The sequence below is a fragment of the Streptomyces sp. NPDC015661 genome (assembly GCF_043077765.1).
Taxonomy (GTDB): Bacteria; Actinomycetota; Actinomycetes; order Streptomycetales; family Streptomycetaceae; genus Streptomyces.
The window spans coordinates 317,757-334,137 of record NZ_JBIBST010000010.1 but is presented as its reverse complement, the minus strand read 5'-3'; the positions used below and the strand labels follow the sequence as shown (position 1 = coordinate 334,137).

Genomic DNA, 16,381 nt, shown 5'->3' with positions numbered 1-16,381 from the left:
GGTGGACGAGGATGGATCCCATGGCCTCCTCCCGTCGCGATCTCGCCGTCCGAGCCACCGTCGATCAAGGACTCCTCTCCCCCGCCGAACCGGTCGTCGCCCTTCTCGACACCGCCGGCATCCGCGCCTCCGCCGCGGCCCTGACCAGCGCTTTCGCCGCCGTCACCGACGCACACGTGCTGCACGCCTTCGCCGTGAAGGCCACCCCGCTCGTCCCCGTCCTGCGCCTGCTCCACGAAGCCGGGCTCGGCGTCGAGGTCGCGAGCCCCGGCGAGCTGGCCCTCGCCCGCGCGGCCGGCGTCCCGCCCGCGCACACCGTCCTCGACTCCCCCGCCAAGACCCCGGCCGAGCTCCGCCAGGCCCTCGCGCTCGGGATCGCCGTCAACGCCGACAACCTCCAGGAGCTGGCCCGCCTCGACGCGCTCGTCGCCTCCGCCCCCACCGCCTCACCGCTGGGGCTCCGGGTGAACCCGCAGGTCGGGGCCGGTTCCATCGGCGCGCTCTCGACCGCGACCGCCACCTCCAAGTTCGGCGTGGCGCTCCGCGACGAAGGCGCCCGCAAGACCGTCGTCACCGCTTACCTGGAGCGGCCCTGGCTGACCCGGCTGCACACCCACACCGGCTCCCAGGGCATCCCGCTCGCCCTCATGGCCCAGGGGGTCGGCGAGGCGTACGCGCTGGCCGAGGAGATCAACCGGGCGGCCGGCAGGCAGCAGATCGACACCCTCGACATCGGCGGCGGGCTCCCGGTGAACTTCACCTCCGACGAGGAGACCCCGACGTACGCGGAGTACGCCCGGCTGCTCGCCGACACCGTCCCCGGCCTCTTCGACGGCCGCTACCGGCTCGTCACCGAGTTCGGGCGCTCCCTGCTCGCCAAGCACGGCACGGTCCTCGCCCGGGTGGAGTACACGAAGACGTCCGGCGGCCGCCCGATCGCCGTCACCCACGCGGGCGTGCAGCTGGCCACCCGTACGGTCTACGCCCCCGAGTCCTGGCCGCTGCGCGTCCTCGCGTACGACTCCGAGGGCCGGCCCCGCACCGGCGACGTCACCGTCCAGGACGTGGCGGGCCCCGCCTGTTTCGCCGGGGACCTGCTCGCCACGGGCCGCGCCCTGCCGCTGCTGCACCCGGGGGACGTCGTGGCGGTCCCGGACACCGGCGCGTACTACTTCGCCCACCACTACGCGTACAACAGCCTGCCCCGGCCCGGGATCCACGGGTTCACGGTCGACGACGACGGGGAGGTGACCTTCACGACCGTCCGCGCGGCCCAGACCCTCGACGAGATCGTCGCCGAGGCGGGCGGGGCGCGGGCGGACGCGCTGGTCCGGCAGCACGCCGGGTAGCCGGTCCGGTAGCGCGTCGGGAGCGGCCCGGTTTCGATGAGGTCATGACTGGAACGGGTACGGACACCACCTCCGTCGTCGCCGAGCGCCGGGTCGCCGCCTCCCCCGGGCGGGTCTGGGAGGCGATCACCGACCTGCGGGACATGCCCCGGGTCCTCTCCGGCGTCGACCGGGTGGAGGTGCTCACCGAGGGCGGCTTCGGCGTGGGCACGCGCTGGCGCGAGACCCGGCGGATGCTGGGCAAGGAGGCGACGGAGGAGATGACGGTGACCGAGTGCGAGCCGCCCGACCGGTACGTCACGGTCGCCGAGTCGCACGGGATGCACTACGTCTCCGAGCTCACCCTCACGCCCGACGGCGCCGGGTCCACCACCCTGCGGATGGCCTTCTCCGCGCGGCCGGCGGGCGGCCGCACCATCGGTCTTGTCGCCCGGCTGCTCGCCCGGTTCGGGGCGAAGGCGGTCGCGAAGGCGCTCGCGAAGGACCTGTCCGACATCGCGCACACGGTGGAGTCGCGCGGCTGATCGACCCCTCCGGAGATCCTTTCGGATCAATTCGAGTCAGACAGCGGCATGTTCCGATGGAAAATGCCAGAACGCCTCCCCGGGGCACGAACGTTCAGTAGCGTCACCGTCACTGCCGTACGTTCGCACGCCGCATCGGGAGGGGAATCCGCGTGCCCGGAATCGACGAGTGCCTACGGGAGGCCATGGCCCTGCCCGGGGCCCGGGGCGCCTCCCTGGTCGACTGGACCAGCGGGCTCGCGCTCGGGACGGCGGGCGACTCACCGGTCGGCGACCACGAGACGACGGCCGCCGAGACCGCCGAACTCGCCCGCTCCGCAGCCGAGTTCGACTCCTTCACCGCAGAGGGCGAAGGCCCCGGCGGCGAACCGCCCGTCGAGGACCTGATCCTCACCACCCGCGCCGGCTACCACGTCCTCCGCTTCGTCGAGACCTCCTTCGACAGCAGCGTCTTCCTCCACCTCTGGCTCGACCGCGACTCCGGCAACCTCGCCCTCGCCCGCCTCCGGCTCCGCGACCTCGCCGAGAGACTGGTCCTCGGATGAACCGGACGGCCGTCTCCCCGATGCTGGTCCGGCTCGCCGCCGAGAAGGCCACCGGCGCCCTGCTCCGCGACCACGGCACGCTCTACCTCGTCGACGGCCGGGTCGTGCACGCCGAGTCCCCCGCCGCCCCCGGCGTCGACGTCCTCCTCACCACCGGCGGCCGGCTGCCCCGCGAGGGCTGGGACGAGGCCGTCGACCGGGCCGGGGCCCACCGCGCGGTCGGCCGCTTCCTCGTCGACAGCGGCCGGCTGCACGACGGCGAGCTGGAGATATGCCACCTCGGCGCCGTCTTCGACGCGGCCTTCTTCGCCCTCTCCCCCACCAGCGGGCCGACCCGCTTCCGGTACGGGGTGGGCCACTGGTTCGGGACGGTGCGGCCGGTCTCCGCCGAGGCCGTCGAGCGCGAGACCGTACGCCGCCGCGAACTCCTCGACGCCGTATGGCCGTACGCCTCCGTCGACACCGCCCCGGTCGTGCCGCGCCCCGCCTCCCCCGGCCAGACCGTGGGGGCCCGGCAGCGCGCGCTGCTCGCCGCCGCCGACGGCGAGCGGACCCCGGCGGAGCTGGCCCGGCTGCTCGGCCGCCCCGCCTTCCACACGCTGATCGACGTGCGGCGCCTCGCCGCCGCCGGGCTCGTCGAGACGCCGCCGGAACCCGACTCCGTACCGCCCCCGCCGGTGCTCTTACCGGCACCGCCGGTGGCCGATCCCGACATCGCCCTGCTGCGCCGGCTCCGTGACGCCCTGGAGGCACACCTGTGATGAGGCGTGCCCTGCGCCTGCGCGCCGAAAGGAAACAGCTCATGACCGCAGAAGCCGAGGTCCTCGGCGAGCTCAGACGGCTGCGGGCCCGGCTGCCCCAGCTCACCGGAGCCCTGGCGGCCAGCGCCGACGGCCTCGTCCTCGCCCACGACACGGTCGACGGCGAGGCGGAGAGCGTGGCCGCGCTGACCGCGGCGGCGCTCGGCGTCGGCCAGCGGCTGACCGACACCACCGGGCAGGGCCGCTTCCGTGAGCTGCTCGTACGCGGCGAGGACGGCTATGTCGCGACGTACGCGGCGGGCGGCTCGGCCGTCCTGACGCTGCTCGCCGAACCCCGGATCAACGTGGGGCGGCTCCATCTGGAGGCCCGCAGGGCGAGCACCCGGATAGGGGAACTCGTCGACGGCGCGCTGGAACGCAGAGACCTGAACTGACCCGTACGGATTCACCGAACCCAGAAGGAAGTACGAGACCCATGGCGAACACCGAAACCTCCCTCAAGGAAGCGGCCCAGATCGAAGGCACGATCGGCGCCGCCCTCGTCGACTACACCAGCGGCATGGCGCTCGGCACGATCGGCGGCGGCAAGGACCTCGATCTGAACATGGCCGCGGCCGGCAACACCGACGTCGTCCGGGCCAAGGTCCGAACGATGGAGATGCTGGGCCTCAAGGACGAGATCGAGGACATCCTCATCACCCTCGGCGGCCAGTACCACCTGATCCGGCTCCTCAAGGGGCGCGGCACCAACGGCCTCTTCCTCTACCTGGCGCTCGACAAGAGCCGCGCGAACCTGGCGATGGCCCGCCACCAGCTGAAGAAGATCGAGGCCGAGCTGGAGGTCTGAGGGGACACCCCCTACTCGACGAACAGGCCCCGGGCCGCCGCCTTCGTGTCGAACTCCTCCAGACGCGCCTGCGCGTCGGGGAGTTCGTCGGCCATGGCCTCCAGGAGGACCCGGCCGAGGAGCATCGGCGCGCAGGCGGTGTCGAAGGCGAGCCCGGTGCCGACGGCGGCCGGGATGAGCAGGTCGCTGTGGACGGCGACGGGCGCGAAGGCCGACTCGGCGACGGTCACGACCGTGAGCCCGGCCGCCCGTGCGTACTCCAGGGCCTCGACGACCTCCTTGGGGTGCCGGGGCAGCGCGAAGCAGAGCAGGGCCGTGGCCCCGGCCCGTACGACCGCGTCGATGCGGTCCGTGAGCATCGAGCCGCCCTCGTCGAGGAGCCGGACGTCCGGATGCACCTTGGCGGCGAAGTAGGCGAAGCCGCGGGCCTGTGAGGAGGCGGCCCGCAGCCCGAGCACGGGCAGCGGCCGGGACCCGGCGAGGAGCCGGCCGGCGCGCTCGACGGGCGCGGGGTCGGCGAGGAGCCCGGCGAGGTGCTGGAGGTTCTCGATCTCGGCGAGCACGGCCTGCTGGTACTCGTTGTGGCCGGAGTTCTCCTCGGCGGCCGCGGGCATGCTCTCCCGCAGGTGCTTGCGGAGCGCCGGGTAGCCGTCGAAGCCGAGGGCGACGGCGAAGCGGGTGACGGAGGGCTGGCTGACCCCGGCCAGCTCCGCGAGCTCGACGCTGGACAGGAACGGCACGTCGCCGGCGCGCCGGACCATGGAGTGCGCGATCCGCCGCTGCGTCGGTGTCAGCCGGTGCCCCTCGAAGAGCGCCTGCAGCCGACCGGCCGGGCTGTCGCTCATGCCGCCCCCTTCATCTATTCACCCACATAAGACCTTGCATAAGGATATGCAGTCGGCGGGCTCAGGGCGAGGGGTGGGCGGCCATCGCCGTGCAGGACTCCTCCGGCCCGTGGGCCGTGACCCGGGGCCGGACCCGGGCGGTCTCCGGAAGCTCGATGGTGAAACAGCGGACGGCCATGGCCTCGGCCGGCCCGAAGACGACCACGGTCCGCTCGTACGGGCGGGAGAACAGCACGAGGACCCGGGTGCCGTGCTCCGTGGGACGCACCCCCGCGAGCGACCCGAGGTGCGGGCCGTCGCCGGCGAACCGGTCGAGGGCCTCGCGGACGTCCTGCTCGGAGGGCGTGCCGCCCTCCGGGGCGAGGAGGCCGGCGAACCGTTCCGCGTCCGCCCGGGTCGCCTCGAAGGCCTCGTCCTTCCGGCCGGACTCGCGGGCCGTGGCGAGGGCGTGGAGCGTGACGAGCGCCAGGGCGGGAACGAGCAGAACCGCGCCCAGGACCTTGGCCCAGGGCGCGGTTCCGCCTCTTCGTTCTGTCTTCACGGCTTCCTGACGACGTGGTTGGCGCGGGGACCGCCGCACCCCCGTCACCGGGGGGCGGGACGACGGCGGTCCCCGCGAGAGACACGGGCCCGGGTCAGGGCCGGTCACCGCGTCCGCGGCGTCTCTGGAGGCCCGGGAGCCGCTCCGGAAGTCCGTGACGCCGACAACCACCAATGTGCCGGACGCGTGTTAAGCGGGTGCTGCGGGTACGTGTCGCCCTCGTACCAGTTGCGCGAACTGCTTCGTGCCGCCTACTTCGAGCCGCCGTTGGCCAGGAAGGCCAGCAGGTCCTGACGGCTCACCACGCCGGTCGGCTTGCCCTCGACCAGCACGATCGCCGCGTCGGCGGACTCGCCGAGGACGGACATCAGGTCGGCGACCGGCTCGCCCGAGCCGACCTGCGGCAGCGGCGCGCTCATGTGCTGCTCCAGCGGGTCCTCCAGGGAGGCCTTCTTGGTGAAGAGGGCGTTGAGCAGCTCGCGCTCGACGACGGAGCCGACGACCTCGGCGGCCATGACGTCGGGGTGGCCGGCGCCGGGCTTCACGATGGGCATCTGGGAGACGCCGTACTCGCGCAGCACCTCGATGGCCTGGCCGACGGTCTCGTCCGGGTGCATGTGGACGAGGGAGGGCATGACGCCCTCCTTGTGGCGCAGGACGTCGGCGACGGTGGCGGTGGAGGTGTCCTCCAGGAAGCCGTGCCCGGCCATCCACTCGTCACTGAAGATCTTCGACATGTAGCCGCGGCCCGAGTCCGGGAGCAGCACGACGACGACGTCGTCGGGGCCGAGCTCCTTGGCGACCTCCAGGGCCGCGACGACGGCCATGCCGCAGGAGCCGCCGACGAGGAGGCCCTCCTCCTTGGCGAGGCGGCGGGTCATCTGGAAGGAGTCCTTGTCGGACACGGCGACGATCCGGTCCGTGACGTTCCGGTCGTACGCGGTCGGCCAGAAGTCCTCGCCGACGCCCTCGACCAGGTAGGGACGGCCGGAGCCGCCGGAGTAGACCGAGCCCTCCGGGTCCGCGCCGATGACCTTGACCGTCCCGCCGCTGACCTCCTTGAGGTAGTTGCCGGTGCCGGAGATGGTGCCGCCGGTGCCGACGCCCGCCACGAAGTGGGTGATCTTCCCGTCCGTCTGCTCCCAGAGCTCGGGACCGGTGGTCTCGTAGTGCGAGCGCGGGTTGTTCGGGTTCGAGTACTGGTCGGGCTTCCAGGCGCCCGGCGTCTCCCGCACGAGGCGGTCCGAGACGTTGTAGTACGAGTCCGGGTGCTCGGGGTCGACGGCCGTGGGGCAGACCACGACCTCGGCGCCGTAGGCCCGCAGGACGTTGATCTTGTCGAGCGACACCTTGTCCGGGCAGACGAAGATGCACTTGTAGCCCTTCTGCTGGGCCACGATCGCCAGGCCGACGCCGGTGTTGCCGGACGTGGGCTCGACGATGGTTCCGCCGGGCTTGAGCTCCCCGCTCTGCTCGGCCGCCTCGATCATGCGCACGGCGATCCGGTCCTTGACCGAGCCTCCGGGGTTGAAGTACTCGACCTTGGCCAGAACGGTCGCCTGAATGCCCGCTGTGACGTTGTTGAGCTTCACCAGCGGGGTGTTGCCGACGAGGCTGATCATCGAGTCGTGGAATTGCACCGTAATCTCCGGGGTCTCCGTAATGGTGTGGCCAGCGTATGCGTAGTCGGAGCGGGTTACGGGGCAGTTAGACCCTGAACGGCTTGAAGGAGGTGACGGCCCCCATGTCGAGGGCGAGGGTGGCGCGGCGGATCGCGGCGGGTGCGGCGTACGGCGGCGGGAGCATCGGGCTGATCGGGGTGGCGGCGGTGGGGGTCCTCCTGGCCGAGGCACAGCTGGCCAAGCGCACGGTCTACGGCGCACCGGCGCCGCTGCCGCCGGTGGCGGACGGCCTCTACGGCCGCGCGTTCGGCACGGAGGACCCCCTGCGGCTGGCCCTTCTGGGTGATTCCACGGCGGCGGGCCAGGGCGTCCGCCGCTCGGGTCAGACCCCGGGGGCGCTCCTCGCCTCCGGGCTCGCGGCGGTGGCGGAGCGGCCGGTCGTGCTGCGGAACGTGGCGCTGTCGGGGGCGCGCTCGGACGACCTGGAGCGGCAGGTCTCGCTGCTGCTCGCGCAGCCGCTCGGGCCGCCGGACGTGTGCGTGATCATGATCGGCGCGAACGACGTGACGCACCGGCTGCCGGCGACGGAGTCGGTACGGCTCCTCGCCTCGGCCGTACGGCGGCTGCGGACGACCGGCGCGGAGGTGGTGGTCGGCACCTGCCCGGATCTCGGCACGATCGAGCCGGTCTACCAGCCGCTGCGCTGGCTGGCCCGGCGGGCCTCGCGGCAGCTCGCGGCGGCGCAGACGATCGTGGTCGTCGAGCAGGGCGGGCGGACGGTGTCGCTGGGCGACCTCCTCGGGCCCGAGTTCGCGGCGAACCCGCGCGAGATGTTCGGGATCGACAGCTTCCACCCCTCGGCGGAGGGGTACGCGACGGCGGCGATGGCCATCCTGCCGACGCTGTGCGCGGCGCTCGGCGTCTGGCCGGAAACGGACCGGCTGGAGCCGGAGCGGCGGGAGGACATGCTTCCGGTGGCGAAGGCGGCTGCGGAGGCGGCGAAGGAGGCGGGGACGGAGGTCACGGGGGCGCGTGCTCCGTGGGCACTCCTGAAACACCGCCGGCGCCGCCGTCTCCCGACCGCGGAAACCCCGGCCCCCACCCCGGAGGACGCCCAGACGTGACCCCCGCCCGTTGTGGGCGCCCCTCCCGCCGGGGCGGTGCCCACGCCGCCCCCGTTGTGGGCGCTCCTCCCGCCGGGGCGGTGCCCCCGCCCACCCCCGTTGTGGGCATGCGTTCCGCCGGGGCGATGGGGGTCCCCCCTGCTCGAGCGAAGCCGAGAGCTTGGGGGAGGGTGGGCACAACGGACCCGCGCCCTGCCGGCGCCAGAGGCTTCCAGGCCTGGACCCGCACCCCTTTGCGCGGCACGCTGGGGGTGCGGGTCAGGGCGCGGAACGCGGAGGCGCCGCTGGGGGCGCCGTCCCGTGTGCCCACCCGTCCCGCCCTGCGGGACGATTGCCCGCACGGCGGGGTGGGCCGGGGGCGCCCCGCCTGAGCGCTCGCTTAGAAAAGAGGTCCGCATCACATACCGGCAACGGTGACCCCGGCGGTACGTACGGGTAACTTCCCTTTCAGTCCGCCCACTCCGCACCCTCATGGAGCCGTGATGCCCGAAGCCGTGATCGTCTCGACCGCCCGCTCGCCCATCGGCCGGGCCTTCAAGGGCTCCCTCAAGGACCTGCGGCCGGACGACCTCACCGCCAGGATCATCCAGGCCGCGCTCGCCAAGGTCCCGGAGCTGGACCCGCGCGACATCGACGACCTGATGCTCGGCTGCGGCCTCCCCGGCGGCGAGCAGGGCAACAACCTGGGCCGGATCGTCGCCGTGCAGATGGGCATGGACCACCTGCCGGGCTGCACGATCACCCGCTACTGCTCCTCCTCCCTGCAGACCTCCCGCATGGCGCTGCACGCGATCAAGGCGGGCGAGGGCGACGTCTTCATCTCGGCCGGTGTCGAGATGGTGTCCCGCTTCGTCAAGGGCAACTCCGACTCGCTGCCCGACACGCACAACCCGTTCTTCGCCGAGGCCGAGGCCCGCACCGCGCAGGTCGCCGCCTCCGAGGGCTCCAGCTGGCACGACCCGCGCGAGGACGGCATCGTCCCGGACGCGTACATCGCGATGGGCCAGACCGCCGAGAACCTGGCCCGCTGGAAGGGCATCAGCCGCCAGGAGATGGACGAGTTCGGCGTACGGTCGCAGAACCTCGCCGAGCAGGCCATCAAGAACGGCTTCTGGGAGCGCGAGATCACCCCGGTCACGCTGCCCGACGGCACGGTCGTGTCGACGGACGACGGCCCGCGCGCCGGCGTCACGCTGGAGGGCGTGCAGGGCCTCAAGCCGGTCTTCCGCCCCGACGGCCTGGTCACCGCCGGCAACTGCTGCCCGCTGAACGACGGCGCCGCCGCCCTCGTGATCATGTCCGACACCAAGGCCCGCGAGCTCGGCCTGACCCCGCTGGCCCGGATCGTCTCCACCGGCGTCTCCGGCCTCTCCCCCGAGATCATGGGCCTCGGCCCGGTCGAGGCGTCCAAGCAGGCCCTCAAGCGCGCCGGCCTGACCATCGGCGACATCGACCTCGCCGAGATCAACGAGGCCTTCGCCGCCCAGGTCATCCCGTCCTACCAGGACCTGGGCCTCGACCTGGACAAGGTGAACGTCAACGGTGGCGCGATCGCCGTCGGCCACCCCTTCGGCATGACCGGCGCCCGCATCACCGGCACGCTGATCAACAGCCTCCAGTTCCACGACAAGCAGTTCGGCCTGGAGACCATGTGCGTCGGCGGCGGCCAGGGCATGGCGATGGTCATCGAGCGACTGAGCTGAGCCGTAGCGGAGGGCAGGGGTCGCCTGAGGAACGAAGGCGGCACCTGCCCGCAGCGGTGGCGAAGCCCGGTGCGACCGAAGAAGCGAGCGACTGAGCCGACAGGGGCGGGCTGATCCCCCGCTCTCCATGCGCCGAGCGCGTCAACCGCTCCGCGTCCGAGCCGTGACCGAATCTCCCCCAGGATGTGACCTACGTCCCGGGGGACTTCGTTTTCCCAGGTCAGAACGGTTTCGGGACTAAACTCCTGGCAGAAATACCTGTCCAATTCGTGACGTAATGCACTGACAGCGGGCACCACCCCAGGACAAGCTGATGTAGGAAGTCGGGGGATCGACTCGGAATCGGGAGTACGTCAGTGAGCGCCATGTCTCTTGCCCTGCTGCTGACCACGGCCGCCGCCACGGCCGTGGGCGCTGCTGCCCTGCACGCCGTCCACGGTCTCCGCAAGGAGGTCACCGCCCTCCGCGGCGAGCTGGCCGCCGGTCACGGCGCCACGGTCCCCGCGGCCCGCGCCACGCCCGCCGCCGAGATACGGGCCGCGGTCGCCGAGGCGCTGGCCGAGGAGCGCGAGCGCGAGCTGGCGGAGGCGCGCGCCTTCTGGGCGGCGCAGGAGGCCCGTGACGCGGCCGACGCCCCGTCCCTGCTGGGCGGTCTGGGCGGCCCGGTCGACGACGGCACGCTGTTCGTGCCGCGCCAGGCCGACTTCGTGGGCCTGGAGGCGATGGCCCTGGAGGCGATGGAGGCGGAGGCCGCCGCGCTCGACGGCCCCGACCCGATGGACGCCTTCGACACCTTCGACGAGTACCCCGAGGACTCGGCGGAGCTCGCCGCGGCCCGCCGCCGGCACCCCTCGCACCCGGACTTCGTGCCGGTGCAGACGCCCGTCGTCACCGACCACGAGCGGACGGTGGCCCGCCTGGAGGAGCTCGCGGACACCCGTACCGCGCTGACCGACGTGCGCCCGGGCCCGCTCGGCACCCTCGACGTGTACGTCTTCGCGGACGGCACCACGCTCTGCATGACCCCGGGGCACCGCGAGACCGCGGAGCGCCTCGCGGAGGCCCTGCGTTCGGGCCGCACCCCGGTCCTGCTCGGTGGTTCGGGCGTCTCGGGCGCCTTCGCCCTGACCTTCTCGTACGGCGACTCGGACGAGGAGAACGTCTACATCCTCGCGGACCGCGTCATCGCCTCCCTCTAGAGCCGCACAGGGGCCCTCCAGGGCCCCGGAGCGGCCGTCTCAGAGCCCCGCGCGCTCCGCCGCCTCCCGTACCAGCCTCACGGCCTCGTCCAGCTCTCCCTCGTGGGAGCCGGCCGGGGCCGTTCGCAGGATTTCGGCCAGATCGTTCCCGGCGACGGCGAGCTGGTCCCCGACCACGAAGAGGCCCGCGTCCGGCATGGTCCTGGGCTCCCGGTCCGGGTTCTCGGCGCGCTGGGCGCGCACCGCCAACTCCCTGGCCAGGGCGAGACCTTCGGCCGCCGCGACCTGCTTGAGGCGGCTCTGCGGGGCCGCCCGCAGCCGGTCGGCGAACCGCTCGACGGCGGTGGTCAACTCACTCGTATCGTGCACGCCGCGACCCTACGCGCCCTCCCGGGCCCCTTGCCAACGGCCGAAGGCTTCGGCACGGTGACGGGAAGGAGTACGAGAAGCACACGGTACGAAGCGTCCGGAGGCGCCGATGTCCCACACTTTCTCCGAAGAGACCCACCGCAACCTCTTGGCCCGGATCCCGCGCCGCACCGGTCGTGAGATCGCCGACTGGATGCGCACCGTCGAGGAGGGCCCCTCCCTCCTCCGCTTCGAGGAGCGGGTCAGCTGGCTCCGCGGGGCGCACGAGCTGGCGTACGGCCACGCGAAGGCGATCATCCACGAGTACGACCTGCGGCGGGCGGCCCGCAGACTGCTCTGAGACCGGTCTCCCGTCACTTCACATGGCGGCCGAGGAAGTCGCGGACGAGTGCGGCGATCTCCTCGCCGTGCGTCTCCAGGGCGAAGTGCCCGGCGTCCAGGAGGTGGATCTCGGCGTCCGGCAGGTCGCGGGCGAAGGCCTCCGCACCGGCCGGCCCGAAGATCTCGTCGCCGCGTCCCCAGGCCGCGAGCAACGGCGGCCGGTGGGTGCGGAAGTACTCCTGGAAGGCCGGGTAGCCGTCCAGGTTGAACTGGTAGTCCCAGAAGAGCTGGAGCTGGATCTCCTGTTTCCGGGCCGGTCGAGGCCGGCCTGGTCCAGGGTCCAGGTCTCGGGGCCGATCCGGTCGAGCCGGTCGGCGGGGACGCCGTGGGTGTACTGCCAGCGGGTGGCCTCGGCGGTCAGCAGTTCCCGTACGCCGGCCTCGTTCGCCGCCCGGTCCTCGGCGTGGGCGAACAGCACGTCCCAGAAGGGCGTGAACCCCTCCAGGTAGGCGTTGCCGCTCTGGCTGACGATCGCGGTGACGCGCTCGGGGTGGCGCGAGGCGATCCGCAGGCCGATCGGCGCTCCGTAGTCCTGGATGTAGAGCGCGAACTTCTCCACGCCCAGCCGGTCGAGGAGTCCGAGCGTGATCTCGGTGAGCTTCTCGAAGCTGTACGCGAAGTCCTCGACGGCCGGTGCGGCGGAGGCGCCGAAGCCGATGTGGTCCGGGGCGATCAGGTGGTACGCGTCGGCGAGCTCGGCGATGAGCCCCCGGTACATGTGCGAGCTGGACGGGAAGCCGTGCAGCAGGACGAGGGTGGGGTTCGCCGGGTCGCCGGCCTCCCGGTAGAAGACGTCGAGCCCGTCGACGGTGACGGTGCGGGCGCGCAGGGCGTATGCGGACATGGCTGACTCCCCGTTTCCGGTTTCCGATCGAGAGAACGAGCGTTCTCCCGATGCCCTGTAGACTACGAGAACGATGGTTCTCCACGCAAGGGGTGATCGGACGATGGACGCGGAAACGGCCGAGCTGAAGCTGCTCGACACCGCGGAGCGGCTCTTCGACGAGCGGGGGGTGCAGGCCGTCGGCATGGACGCCATCCGCGGCGCGTCGGGGGTCTCCCTGAAGCGGCTCTACCAGGTCTTCCCGTCCAAGGAGCTCCTGGTCGAGGCCGTCCTGCGGCGCCGCGACGAGGCCGTGCGGGCAGCGCTCACCGGGCATGGCGCACGGGCCGCCGAGGGGCCGTACGAGCGGGCCCTCGCGGTCTTCGACTGGCTGGCCGGCTGGTTCGCGGAGCCCGGCTTCCGCGGCTGCGCGTTCATCAACACCTTCGGGGAGCTCGGCGGGGTCACCCCGGCGGTCGCCACGATCGCCCGCGACCACAAGGAGGCCCTGCGGGCCTACTTCGCGGAGCAGACCGACGCCCTCGGCGCCCCGCCCGTCCTCGCCGACCAGCTGGCCCTGCTCGCCAACGGCGCCATGGCCGTCGCGGGCATCACCGGCTCCCCCGAACCGGCCGCGCAGGCGAAGGCCGCGGCGAGGGTCCTGCTGGACGCCGCGAAGTAGACACGCATGAACCAGACACACATACGGAAGGGCCCGCCCGGCACGAAGCCGGACGGGCCCTTCCCCCCGAGTCAGGGGGTGCGTCAGTCGTCGCCCTGAAGGATCGACAGCAGACGCAGCATCTCCAGGTAGATCCACACCAGGGTCATGGTGAGACCGAAGGCGGCCAGCCAGGCCTCCTCGCGCGGCGCGCCGTACGTCACGCCGTCCTCGACCTGCTTGAAGTCGAGGGCGAGGAAGCAGGCGCCCAGGATGATGCCGACGATGCCGAAGGCGATGCCGAGGCCACCGCTGCGGAAGCCGAGGCCGTCACCGCCGGCGAAGACGGCGAACAGCAGGTTGGTCAGCATGAGCAGCGTGAAGCCGATCGCGGCGGCGATCACGAAGCCGTAGAAGCGGCGGGTGACGCGGATCCAGCCCATCTTGTAGGCGATGAGCACACCGGCGAAGACCGCCATCGTGCCCAGGACCGCCTGGATGACCACGCCGTCGGCGATGTACGTCGAGACGGCGGCCGAGATGACGCCGAGGAAGACGCCCTCGAAGGCCGCGTAGGCCAGGATCAGCGCGGGAGACGGCTTGCGCTTGAAGGACTGGACGAGCGACAGGACCATCGCGACCAGGCCGGCACCGATGGCGATGCCGTAGGACTTGCCCAGGTTCGCCGGGTCGACCGGCAGCAGCAGCCAGGACAGGACGGCGGTGAGCACGACCGTGCCGAGCGTCATGGCCGTACGGCTCACGACGTCGTCGATCGTCATCACATTGCCGCGGGCCTGCTGCGGGGCGCCGAGCTGGACGTCCTGCGGGGCGTACGGGTTGGTCGCGTACGGGTTCGCCGCGCCCTGGGCGTACGGGTCGCCCTGGGCGTACGGGTTGGTTCCGACGGCGGGGCCCCCGGCCTGCGGCTGCTGCGCGTTGAAGCCCGCGTAGCCGGCGTCGCGGCTGAACCCCCGTCGCGAGAAGACCGGGTTGCTGCTCCTCATCTCACTCCTCCATGGCAAGACCGCACGGCGCGGTCTTGCGTCAAGAGTAATGGGTAGGCAAAAGAAACTCCCTAGTGCTCGAGGAGGATCTTTTCCCGTAAGTTTTCGATCTTCGTCGGCGGCGGAGGACCCCGCTCCGCCACGCTCCCCCCGTACGGAACCACCCCTCCGCAGAGGAGAGCCGATGACCACTCAGCCGAACGACACCTGGGAGCTGCGCGGCGGAGCCGCGTACACCTTCCCCGCGAACGACAACGGATACCTCACCAGGCCCCTGATCCTGGTCGGCGACGCCGGCACGGAGCCCGACGCGCTCATCGGGAGCGCGGACCACGGCTCGTACTCGCTCCTCGCGGAGACGAAGGCGCGGGGCCTCGACCTGGTCCTGGTCGCCCTCGCCGCCGACAGCACCATGACCGGGGCCGGCGGCACCGTCGAGAACGCCGTCAAGCGCGCCATCGCGGAAGTGCTGGGCTCCGAGCCGCTGGTCGTCGGCGGCACCGGCCACGGCGCCCTCGCCGCCCGCTACGCCCTGGCGAGCCTGGAACACCGGGCGGAGGACCACCGGACGGGCCTCCACTTCACCCACAACGGCGCCGCGCCCGCCTTTGAGGACGAGGCCGAGCTCAGCCGCCTGAACGGGCCGAGGATTCCCCGCCGCCTCCGCCTCCTCGACAGCGGCGCCAGCGACGGCCTGGCCGACGACTGGGCCGACGACGAGATCAGGGGCGAGGACGGGCAGACCGGCCCGCTCCTCTCCAAGGAGTACGGCTCCTGGCTGCTGGACCGTCTGCCGCAGTAGCGAAACCGTGGTGCCCGGAACCGGACTCGAACCGGTACGGCCCGAAGGCCAGCGAGGTTTAAGCTCGCCGTGTCTGCATTCCACCATCCGGGCGTCGCCGCGAAGCTCCGCGTTGGCACATGAGCCTATCGGGACGGTTTCCCCCGATCAGCGGAACGTCGGCCCGATGTTGTCTTATTTTATTGACGTCTGAGGGTGCGTCAGTGCAGGTGGGAGCCCTTTCGCCAAACTGTGACGGGGGGCGCAGGCGCAAAGCGGCACCCCCTGGAATGACGAAAAGTCGTCGCAGGTCTGTCACCTCCGCCGGGCCCTCCGCGCGGAGGCGCCTCTCAGGGGCGCCGTCATACCAAAGGAGGACGGAACGACCCCCGGGTCAGACTCCAGACTGCCCCGGGAACGGGCATGTGGACGGACGACCGGGGCCATAACGCTCGACACGATGGAGGGGTTCCCGAATCGCCGTCGCAGTGACAGGAGTCCTCCCGTGACCACCACCCCCACCGTGTCCCGCGCCACCGCGGTGGCCGCCCGCGCCACGGATCTCACGAAGGTCTACGGACACGGCGAGACCCAGGTGGTCGCGCTCGACCGGGTCAGCGTGGACTTCCGACAGGGCGAGTTCACCGCGATCATGGGCCCCTCCGGCTCCGGCAAGTCGACGCTCATGCACTGCGTCGCCGGCCTGGACTCCTTCTCCTCCGGCTCGGTCCGCATCGGCGAGACGGAGCTCTCCACCCTGAAGGACAAGCAGCTCACCCAGCTGCGCCGGGACAAGATCGGCTTCATCTTCCAGGCCTTCAACCTGCTGCCGACGCTGACGGCCCTGGAGAACATCACGCTGCCCATGGACATCGCCGGCCGCAAGGCCGACAAGCAGTGGGTCCAGCAGGTCATCGACATGCTCGGCCTCTCCGCCCGGCTCAGCCACCGCCCGTCCGAGCTCTCCGGCGGCCAGCAGCAGCGCGTGGCCGTGGCCCGCGCCCTCGCCTCCCGCCCCGAGATCATCTTCGGCGACGAGCCGACCGGAAACCTGGACTCCCGCTCGGGCGCCGAGGTCCTCGGCTTCCTGCGCAACTCGGTGCGGGAGCTGGGCCAGACCGTTGTCATGGTCACCCATGACGCGACGGCCGCCTCCTACGCGGACCGCGTGATCTTCCTCGCGGACGGCCGCATCGTCGACGAGATGCTCCGCCCGACGGCGGACGGCGTCCTCGACCGCATGAAGGCCTTCGACGCCAAGGGCCGTACGAGCTGACGCGGAACCGAACCGCCTCCGCC

Annotated in this window: 18 protein-coding genes, 1 tRNA gene and 1 pseudogene; 13 read left to right on the top strand and 7 right to left on the bottom strand. The window is 72.1% G+C overall.

Translation table 11 applies throughout. The annotated features are described in order from the left end of the window. The first annotated feature begins 11 nt into the window (after positions 1-11). From ACF07V_RS27650 to ACF07V_RS27625, 6 genes are all read left to right on the top strand, one after another. On the top strand, positions 12-1,349 hold the full coding sequence (locus ACF07V_RS27650) for a diaminopimelate decarboxylase (protein ID WP_392158109.1): 1,338 nt from the start codon (positions 12-14) through the stop codon (positions 1,347-1,349). A 44-nt stretch (positions 1,350-1,393) separates the two neighbouring features. Further along, complete coding sequence (locus ACF07V_RS27645) at positions 1,394-1,873, top strand: SRPBCC family protein (protein ID WP_392158108.1); 480 nt, start codon at positions 1,394-1,396, stop codon at positions 1,871-1,873. Positions 1,874-2,025: 152 nt separating this feature from the next. Then, positions 2,026-2,418: a hypothetical protein gene (locus tag ACF07V_RS27640; RefSeq protein ID WP_392158107.1), complete on the top strand. Its 393-nt coding sequence runs from the start codon at positions 2,026-2,028 to the stop codon at positions 2,416-2,418. Next, entirely contained in the window at positions 2,415-3,179 is a 765-nt protein-coding gene (locus tag ACF07V_RS27635) for a transcriptional regulator (RefSeq protein WP_392158105.1), read from the top strand. The genes ACF07V_RS27640 and ACF07V_RS27635 overlap by 4 nt, the downstream gene beginning before the upstream one ends. Further along, complete coding sequence (locus tag ACF07V_RS27630) at positions 3,179-3,613, top strand: roadblock/LC7 domain-containing protein (RefSeq protein WP_392158104.1); 435 nt, start codon at positions 3,179-3,181, stop codon at positions 3,611-3,613. Before ACF07V_RS27635 ends, ACF07V_RS27630 begins: the two co-directional genes overlap by 1 nt. 41 nt (positions 3,614-3,654) lie before the next feature. Beyond that, entirely contained in the window at positions 3,655-4,026 is a 372-nt protein-coding gene (locus ACF07V_RS27625) for a hypothetical protein (RefSeq protein WP_392158102.1), read from the top strand. An 11-nt stretch (positions 4,027-4,037) separates the two neighbouring features. Here ACF07V_RS27625 and ACF07V_RS27620 read toward each other — a convergent pair whose 3' ends face one another. The 3 genes from ACF07V_RS27620 to ACF07V_RS27610 form a co-directional block, all read right to left on the bottom strand. Continuing rightward, the gene (locus ACF07V_RS27620; protein ID WP_392158100.1) at positions 4,038-4,871 is read right to left on the bottom strand and encodes a MurR/RpiR family transcriptional regulator; all 834 of its coding nucleotides are present in this window, start codon (positions 4,869-4,871) and stop codon (positions 4,038-4,040) included. Positions 4,872-4,932: 61 nt separating this feature from the next. Then, positions 4,933-5,412 carry a hypothetical protein gene (locus ACF07V_RS27615; protein WP_392158099.1) on the bottom strand — a complete coding sequence of 160 codons (480 nt, stop codon included), beginning with the start codon at positions 5,410-5,412 and terminating at the stop codon, positions 4,933-4,935. A gap of 251 nt (positions 5,413-5,663) precedes the next feature. Continuing rightward, positions 5,664-7,052 (bottom strand): cystathionine beta-synthase, encoded by a 1,389-nt coding sequence (locus ACF07V_RS27610; RefSeq protein WP_392158098.1) that lies wholly within the window; start codon positions 7,050-7,052, stop codon positions 5,664-5,666. A 119-nt stretch (positions 7,053-7,171) separates the two neighbouring features. On the opposite strand from ACF07V_RS27610, the gene ACF07V_RS27605 reads away from it, so the two are divergent. From ACF07V_RS27605 to ACF07V_RS27595, 3 genes are all read left to right on the top strand, one after another. Continuing rightward, positions 7,172-8,158, top strand: coding sequence for an SGNH/GDSL hydrolase family protein (locus ACF07V_RS27605; RefSeq protein ID WP_392158173.1), 987 nt, complete (start codon positions 7,172-7,174; stop codon positions 8,156-8,158). A gap of 482 nt (positions 8,159-8,640) precedes the next feature. Further along, positions 8,641-9,861: an acetyl-CoA C-acetyltransferase gene (locus tag ACF07V_RS27600; RefSeq protein ID WP_392158097.1), complete on the top strand. Its 1,221-nt coding sequence runs from the start codon at positions 8,641-8,643 to the stop codon at positions 9,859-9,861. A gap of 356 nt (positions 9,862-10,217) precedes the next feature. Further along, positions 10,218-11,060 (top strand): hypothetical protein, encoded by an 843-nt coding sequence (locus tag ACF07V_RS27595; RefSeq protein ID WP_392158095.1) that lies wholly within the window; start codon positions 10,218-10,220, stop codon positions 11,058-11,060. 39 nt (positions 11,061-11,099) lie between these two features. Here ACF07V_RS27595 and ACF07V_RS27590 read toward each other — a convergent pair whose 3' ends face one another. Next, positions 11,100-11,429, bottom strand: a complete 330-nt coding sequence (locus tag ACF07V_RS27590) for a hypothetical protein (RefSeq protein ID WP_392158093.1) — start codon at positions 11,427-11,429, stop codon at positions 11,100-11,102. Positions 11,430-11,538: 109 nt separating this feature from the next. On the opposite strand from ACF07V_RS27590, the gene ACF07V_RS27585 reads away from it, so the two are divergent. Further along, positions 11,539-11,769, top strand: coding sequence for a DUF4287 domain-containing protein (locus ACF07V_RS27585; RefSeq protein WP_189805629.1), 231 nt, complete (start codon positions 11,539-11,541; stop codon positions 11,767-11,769). A 13-nt stretch (positions 11,770-11,782) separates the two neighbouring features. Here the strand turns inward: ACF07V_RS27585 and ACF07V_RS27580 are convergent. Then, a pseudogene (locus ACF07V_RS27580) lies at positions 11,783-12,654 on the bottom strand (alpha/beta fold hydrolase). 103 nt (positions 12,655-12,757) lie between these two features. On the opposite strand from ACF07V_RS27580, the gene ACF07V_RS27575 reads away from it, so the two are divergent. Next, positions 12,758-13,315: a TetR/AcrR family transcriptional regulator gene (locus ACF07V_RS27575; protein WP_392158092.1), complete on the top strand. Its 558-nt coding sequence runs from the start codon at positions 12,758-12,760 to the stop codon at positions 13,313-13,315. 83 nt (positions 13,316-13,398) lie between these two features. Here ACF07V_RS27575 and ACF07V_RS27570 read toward each other — a convergent pair whose 3' ends face one another. Continuing rightward, complete coding sequence (locus tag ACF07V_RS27570) at positions 13,399-14,301, bottom strand: Bax inhibitor-1/YccA family protein (protein ID WP_392158091.1); 903 nt, start codon at positions 14,299-14,301, stop codon at positions 13,399-13,401. A gap of 184 nt (positions 14,302-14,485) precedes the next feature. On the opposite strand from ACF07V_RS27570, the gene ACF07V_RS27565 reads away from it, so the two are divergent. Beyond that, on the top strand, positions 14,486-15,103 hold the full coding sequence (locus tag ACF07V_RS27565; protein ID WP_392158089.1) for a hypothetical protein: 618 nt from the start codon (positions 14,486-14,488) through the stop codon (positions 15,101-15,103). 8 nt (positions 15,104-15,111) lie between these two features. On the opposite strand, the gene ACF07V_RS27560 is transcribed toward ACF07V_RS27565, so the two are convergent. Then, positions 15,112-15,196: transfer RNA gene (locus ACF07V_RS27560), tRNA-Leu, on the bottom strand. Positions 15,197-15,587: 391 nt separating this feature from the next. Here ACF07V_RS27560 and ACF07V_RS27555 point away from each other — a divergent pair. Then, a complete protein-coding gene (locus ACF07V_RS27555) occupies positions 15,588-16,358 on the top strand; it encodes an ABC transporter ATP-binding protein (protein WP_392158088.1) in 771 nt (256 codons plus the stop codon). Positions 16,359-16,381: the final 23 nt, after the last annotated feature.